This window comes from Streptomyces sp. NPDC007983, from assembly GCF_042958345.1.
Classification (GTDB): domain Bacteria; phylum Actinomycetota; class Actinomycetes; order Streptomycetales; family Streptomycetaceae; genus Streptomyces.
This window is the reverse complement of the sequence record NZ_JBIBJI010000051.1, coordinates 1-7,441: the sequence shown is the minus strand read 5'-3', so window position 1 is coordinate 7,441 and position 7,441 is coordinate 1. Positions and strand designations below refer to the sequence as shown.

At 71.7% G+C, this 7,441-nt stretch carries 1 protein-coding gene; it reads left to right on the top strand.

The features are described from left to right. Positions 1–15: 15 nt before the first annotated feature. Entirely contained in the window at positions 16–7,176 is a 7,161-nt protein-coding gene (locus ACFZCY_RS45315; RefSeq protein WP_391187676.1) for an amino acid adenylation domain-containing protein, read from the top strand. Positions 7,177–7,441 lie beyond the last annotated feature (265 nt).

The following is a 7,441-nucleotide window of genomic DNA, read 5'->3' as shown; positions in this document are numbered from 1 at the left end:
CTTGGTGGGTCCCGGATCCAGGTCGTTCTCACCTTCCACCATGTGCTGCTGGACGGCTGGAGTACTCCGCTGCTGCTGGAGGATGTCTTCACCCGTTATACGGGTGGCAGTCCCGAGGTTCGCCGTCCGTACCGGGACTATCTGGAGTGGCTGGGCTCGCGTGACGCGGCGGCCGGGCTCGAACACTGGCGTTCGGTACTGGCCGGGTTCGACACCCCCGTCCCGCTGCCCACGGACCGGACCGTCACAGCGCAGACCTGGACCGCGCGTGGCCACGATGTGCCGATCGACCCCGAAACCGGCGCCAGAGCCGTGGAGTTCGCGCGCCGTAACCGGCTGACGGTCAACGCGGTGGTCCAGGGTGCCTGGGCGCTGTTGTTGTCGGCGTACTCGGGTCAGCGGGACATCGTCTTCGGCGCCACGACCTCGGGGAGGCCGGCCGAACTGGCCGAGGCGGAGGGAATGCTGGGCCTGTTCATCAACACGGTCCCGGTCCGCACCCTCCTCGACCCGGCCAAGCCGGTCGTGGAGTGGCTCCAGGAACTCCAGGCCGAACAGTGGCAGTCCCGCGCCCACGAGTACCTCTCCCTCAGCCAGATCAACACGGTCACCGAACTCCCGGCCGGCAGCGCCCTCTTCGACAGCCTGCTCGTCTTCGAGAACTACCCCGTCGACGAGGAACTGGCCGCCCGGCACGGCTTGACCGTCACCGGCTCCGAGGGCGGCCTCGCCACCAACTACCCGCTCACGCTCAGCGCGTACACCAGCAATCACCTGGTCGCGCTGGGCGGTACGGCCGCTGAGATCGCCCTGCGCATCACCTACCGGCCCGAGCTGTTCGACGATCTGACCGTCCAGGTCCTGGCGACCCATCTGGCCGCCACTCTGGCAGCCCTCACCCAGGACCCGGACCGGCCGCTGTCCGCTCTGCCCACGCTGACGCCGGTGGAACGGACCCGGGTGGCCGCCTGGACGGCTGCCCGCCCGGCGGATCCGGACATCACCTTCCTGGACCTCTTCGGGGCGAGAGTCGCCGCGCAGCCCGACGCGCCTGCCGTCGAACACCTGGGGCGGGTCCTCACCTATGCCGCGCTGGACGAGCGCGCGGACCGGCTCGCCGCGGTACTCGTGGCCCGCGGCGCCGGGCCCGAGACCCGGATCGGCGTCTCGATGTCACGGACCGCCGACCTGGTCGTCGCCGTCCTGGCCGTGCTCAAGTCCGGCAGCGCCTACGTGCCGCTGGACCCGCACTACCCCGCGGACCGGCTGCGCTACATGGCGGCGGACTCGGGCATCGGGCTGGTGCTCACCGAGAGCGCCCTCGCCGGGGAGCTCCCGTTCGCAGGCGAGGCCGAGCTGCTCGCCGTGGACCGGCTTCCGGAGCCCGGCGTCGGTGTGGCCCCGTCGTGCCCGCCGCTCGCCGCCGCGGCGTACGTGATCTACACCTCCGGCTCCACCGGACGGCCCAAGGGCGTCGTGGTCTCGCACGAGGCCATGTCCTCGCTGGTGCAGTGGGCCGTCTCGCTCGGCGAGAACGTCTTCGCCCGGACCTGCTTCTCCACCTCACTCAACTTCGACGTCTCCGTCTTCGAGCTCTTCGGCACGCTCGCCGCCGGTGGTGTCGTCGAGGTGATGCGCGACGTACTGGAGCCGGCCGAGCGGCCCGAGGGCTGGTCCGGCAGTCTGATCTCGGCGGTGCCGTCCGCCCTCGGCGCCGTCCTCGCCGAGGACGGCCCACGGGTCTCCGCCGGGCATGTCGTGCTCGCAGGCGAGGCCTTCCCGGCTGCCCTCCACGAGCGGATTTCAGAGATCGCGCCCCAGGCGGTGATCGCGAACATCTACGGGCCCACCGAGGCCACGGTGTACGCGACCGGCTGGTTCTCCGACGCCGAAGAGGCCCCCACTGGCAGCTCCGTGCCCATCGGACGCCCGGTCGCGGGCAAGTCCCTGCGGGTTCTCGACCCGTGGCTGCGCCCCGTCCCCGCCGGAGTCTGGGGCGAGCTGTACATCGGCGGCCAGGGGGTGGCCCGCGGCTACCACAACCGGTCCGCACTGACCGCCGAGCGTTTCGTCGCCGACCCGGCCGGCTCCGGCGCGCGGCTCTACCGCACCGGCGACGTGGTGCGCTGGCGGTCCGACGGGGTGCTCGACTACGCCGGGCGCAGCGACGACCAGGTCAAGATCCGCGGCTTCCGCATCGAACTGTCCGAGATCGAGACGGTGCTGGCCCGGCTTCCCGGTGTGGCGCAGTCCGCCGTCGTCGCCCGCGAGGACCAGCCAGGTGTGCGCAGGCTCGCCGCCTACGCCGTCCCGGGCCCCGGCGACGAGAGACCTGAGCCGGACGAACTCCGGGCCGCGCTGGTCGGCGTGCTCCCCGAGTACATGGTTCCCGCCACGCTGACCGTGCTGGACGCCCTGCCGCTGAACGCCAATGGAAAGCTGGACCGGCGGGCCCTGCCCGCACCGGACCTGTCGTCCCTCGGCGAGCGGTTCACCGCACCGCGCACGGCGGGGGAGGCGCTGGTCGCCGAGATCTTCGCCGCCGTACTCGGTCTGGACCGGGTCGGTGCCCTGGACGACTTCTTCCAACTCGGCGGCGACTCCATCCTGAGTATCCAGGTGGTGTCGCGGCTGCGCCGGGCCGGTGCGGAGATCTCCGTACGCCGGCTGTTCGACCACCCCACGGCCGCGGCCCTGGCCCCGTACGTCAGCGTCTCCGGCACCGGCGCGGCGGTCGCCGACCCGGGCGTCATCGCGCGGGTCCCCCGCGACGGAGCCCTCCCGCTCTCCTTCCCGCAGGCACGCATGTGGTTCGCGGCCGAGCACGACACTGCCAGCGCCGAGTACAACTCGGGCCGCGCCGCCCGGCTGTACGGGCCGCTCGACGTCGAGGCTCTGCGCACCGCACTCCAGGCGCTGGTCGCCCGGCACGAGTCGCTGCGTACCACCTTCGGCACCGCCGACGGACAGGGCGTCCAGGTGATCCACCCCGCCGCCCCCCTCGACCTGCCGGTGCTGGACTGTGCCGCCGATGGACTCGACGTGCTCGTCCACCGACTGCTCGGCGAGCCCTTCGACCTGCGCACCGGGCCGTTACTGCGGCCCACCCTGATCCGGGTCACCCCACAGGAGCACGTGCTCGTTCTGTCGATGCACCACATCGTCATGGACGGCTGGTCCCTCGGGGTGATCCAGCGTGAGCTCGGCGAGCTCTACGCAGGCCGCACCCTGGCCGAACTGCCCGTCCAGTACGCGGACTACGCGGTCTGGCAGCGTGAGCGGACGACCCCGCAGACGCTGGAGAGCGGGCTGGACTACTGGCGGGCACAGCTCGCCGGAGCCCCGGCGCTGGAACTGCCGACCGACCGGCAGCGTCCCGCCGAGCGCACCACTCGCGGCGCAAGCTTCCAGACGGTGATCCCGGCCGGTCTGCTCGCCCGCTTCACCGAGGTATGCCGGGCCCAGGGCGCCACCCTGTTCATGGGCCTCACGGCAGCGGGCCAGGTCCTGCTGTCCCGCCACAGCGGGCAGCAGGACGTGGTGGTCGGCACGGTCACCTCCGGCCGGGAGCGCGACGAACTGAAGGATGTCGTCGGCTTCTTCATCAACACGCTCGCCCTGCGCACCCATATCGACGAGCGCGACAGCACCGCCACCCTGCTGGACCGGGTGCGCGCCACGGTCCTGGACGCCTTCGCCCACGCCGACGTGCCCTTCGACCGGGTCGTCGACGCCGTCGTCACCGAACGCGACCCCAGCCGCAGCCCGCTTGTCCAGGTGGCGATCAGCCACGAGAAGCTCTCCGGGGCCCCCACGGGCCCGGCGACGGACGGTCTGGACTGGCATGACTACGCCCTGAGGTCCACTACCGCGCAGTTCGACCTCACGCTCGATTTCGGTGAGGTGGACGGGGCACTGCTCAGCAACATCGTCTACAACACGGACCTGTTCGACGAAGCCACGATCCGCCGGCTCTCGGCACACCTGCTCGAACTGCTGGGTGCGATGGCAGCCGACCCCGACCTGCCCCTGCGCGCCATGCCGGGGCTGACCGGTGCCGAGCACACCGAGATCCTCGGCTGGACCGACGGAGCCGAGGGACCCGCCGGTGCGGTGCTGACCGAGGTCTTCGCCGGCCAGGTGGCCCGGACACCCGACGCGGTCGCGGTGGTGTGCGAGGGCGAGCGGCTCACGTACGGGGAACTGGACGTACGGGCCAACCGCCTCGCGCACGCCCTCCGTGCTCACGGAGTCGGCCCGGAGGTGCGGGTCGGGGTATGCCTGCCACGCGGCACCGCCCCGATCGTCGCGCTGCTCGCGGTGTTCAAGGCCGGTGGCGTCTTCGTGCCACTCGACCAGGACTACCCGGCCGACCGGCTGGCGTTCATGATGAGCGACTCCGGACTTCAGGTGCTGCTCGCCACCGGCGACACCCGGGAAGCCGTCGCGGACACACCGGTGCCCGTTCTGCTCCTGGAGGATCTGGGACGGACGGCCGAGGCCGCCCACGACGGACCGCCGCCGGTCCGGCTCGCTCCGCAGAACGCCGCCTATGTCTTCTACACCTCCGGTTCCACCGGCCGGCCCAAGGGCATCGTGGTGCCGCACGCGGGAGTCCTGCGGGTGGCGCGAGACCCCCGCCTCGCCTTCACGGCCGACGACGTGATCAGCCAGACCGCGACGCTGTCCTTCGACGCGAGCGCGCTGGAGGTCTGGAGCGCCTTCGCCAACGGCGCCACCCTGGTGGTCTCCACAGCACGGGTGCTGTCGGTCGAGGAACTGGGCGCGCTGGTGCGGACGCATCGGGTGTCCGTTCTGTGGGTGACCACCGGGCTCTTCCACGAGGTCGTCGACGCCGACGTGATGATGCTGCGCGACCTGCGCATGGTGATGACCGGCGGCGACGTGCTGTCGCCCCGGCACTTCCAGCGGGTCGTCGAGGAGGCCCCGGAGGTCCAGCTGGTGGCTGCCTACGGGCCGAGCGAGACGACCATCTTCGCCACGATCCACCTGGCCGACTGGGCGGAACAGAAGCCGTCGGTGCCCATCGGGACCCCGCTCGGCCAGACCCGGGCGTATGTGCTGGACGCCTGGCTGCGCCCGGTGCCGGTCGGAGTCGCGGGCGACCTGTACCTGGCCGGCGAGTGCGTGACCCGCGGCTATGCCGGGCACGCCGCACTCACCGCCGGCCGCTATGTGGCCAACCCCTTCTCGGCCGGCCGGATGTACCGCACCGGCGATGTCGTCCGCTGGCTGCCGGACGGGCAGCTGGACTTCGTCGGCCGGGCGGACAACCAGGTGAAGATCCGCGGATTCCGCATCGAGCTCGGCGAGATCGAGATCGCGCTGGCCTCCCACCCGGACGTGGCGCAGGCCGTCGTCGCGGTACGCGAGATCACGCCGGGCACCAAGCGTCTGGTCGCCTATGCCGCCGGAACGGGCCTGGACCCCGCGGGCCTGCGGGCGTTCGCGAGCACCGCCCTGCCGGACTACATGATGCCGACGGCCTTCGTCGTGCTGGACGCGCTGCCGCTCAACGCGAACGGAAAGGTCGACCGCAAGGCGCTGCCGGCCCCCGCCCCGGAAGCGGCGGCCGGCACCGAGTACGCCGCTCCGCGCACGGGGCGCGAGGAACTGCTCGCCGACGTGTGGGCCACCGTTCTCGCCGTGCCCCGGGTCGGCATCCACGACGACTTCTTCGAGCTCGGCGGCGACTCCATCCTCACCATCCAGGTGGTCTCCCGAGCACGCGAAGCGGGCCTGGCCATCTCCCCGAAGCAACTGTTCCAGGCGCCGACCGTGGCGGGCCTCGCGGAGCTGGTCACGGAGACCGGGGAGCCGGCCGCGGACCCCGCTGCCGCCGCTCCGGTCACCGGAGACGTGCCGCTGAGCCCCATTCAGCGCTGGTTCTTCGACACCTTCACCGTGCCGGAGCACCTGACCATGGCCACCTTCGTCGAGCTCGGGTCCGCCGATGTGGACCGCACCGCACTGGAGACGGCGGTCCGGTTCCTGCTCGGGCACCACGACGCCCTGCGGATGCGCTACGTGCGCGACGGCGACGGCGGTGCGAACGGCTGGCGCCAGCACAACCCGCCGGCCGAGACCCACCCCGTGCTCAGCTGCCACGATCTGTCGGGGTCCGCCGACCCCGAGGCGGAGACGGCCCGGCTGATCGCCGAGGCGCAGGGCAGCCTGAGCCCGGTGGACGGGCCGCTGATCAGGGCCGTGCTCCTCGAATACGGCGACGGCCGTCTCCCGCGCCTTTTCGTCACCGTGCACCACCTGGTCGTCGACGGGGTCTCCTGGCGCATCCTGCTCTCCGACCTGGCCACGGCCTACAACCAGGTGCGGGCCGGCCGCCCGGTCGGCCTCGGCGCCAAGTCCACCTCGTTCCGGGACTGGAGCCGCGCGCTCGTCAGCCACACGGAGTCGGGCGCGCTGGACGCGGAGGCGGCGTACTGGAACGGGATCACCGAGGGCGGCGCCGGACAGCTGCCCGTCGACCTCGACGGTGCCAACCTCGACCGGCTCCGCGCGGTCCACCGTGCCGGACTCGACGAGGAGACCACCCGGCGGCTGCTCCAGGAAGTCCCCGGCCGCTACCGCACCCAGATCAACGACGTGCTGCTGTCAGCCCTCGGCCGGACGCTCACCGAGTGGTCCGGTGAGGACAGCGTGCTGGTCGACCTGGAGGGCCATGGACGCGAGGAGATCATCGACGGTGCCGATCTGTCCCGCACGGTCGGCTGGTTCACCACGCAATTCCCCGTCCGCCTGACCGCCCCGGCCGATTCCGACTGGCGTCGGCAGATCAACCAGGTCAAGCGCGCGTTGCGCGCCGTGCCCGAGCGCGGCATCGGGTACGGGCTGCTGCGCCACATCCGGGGCATCCTCGCGGAGGGCCGGCGGCCGCAGGTCAGCTTCAACTACCTCGGCCAGTACGACACGGCCGAGGCCGGTGACGGGTTCTACGGGGCACCCGTCCCGTACTCCGTGCCGACGGCCCCGGCCACGGAGCGCCGTCCTCACCTGCTGGACATCGTGGCGGTCGTCTCCGAGGGCCGCCTGGAGGTCCAGGTGATGTACGCGACGGACACCTACCGCCCCGCGACGGTGTCGGCGCTCACCGAGCGGTTCGTCGCCGGGCTGGCGGAGATCGTGTCCGCCGGCTGATCCGGCCCGTTCGTGAAGGGAGGGACACGGGCCTGCCCGTGCCCCTCCCTTCACGGCTGGCCGGGTTCTTCCGGCGACCGCTCACCACTGAATTCAGCTGTGTCTTTAGTTCGTTGTGCCAGCCGCCGGGTTGGTGGTGTTCTCGATCCGTGTGTGCCGATCGGTCGATGTCTATGTGTGGGGGAGTGGTTCGGGTGCTGGAGTCGTGGGGTTCGCAGGGTGGCGGCTTCGGGGGTTCGGTGATTACCGAGGTCTTCGCGGAGTG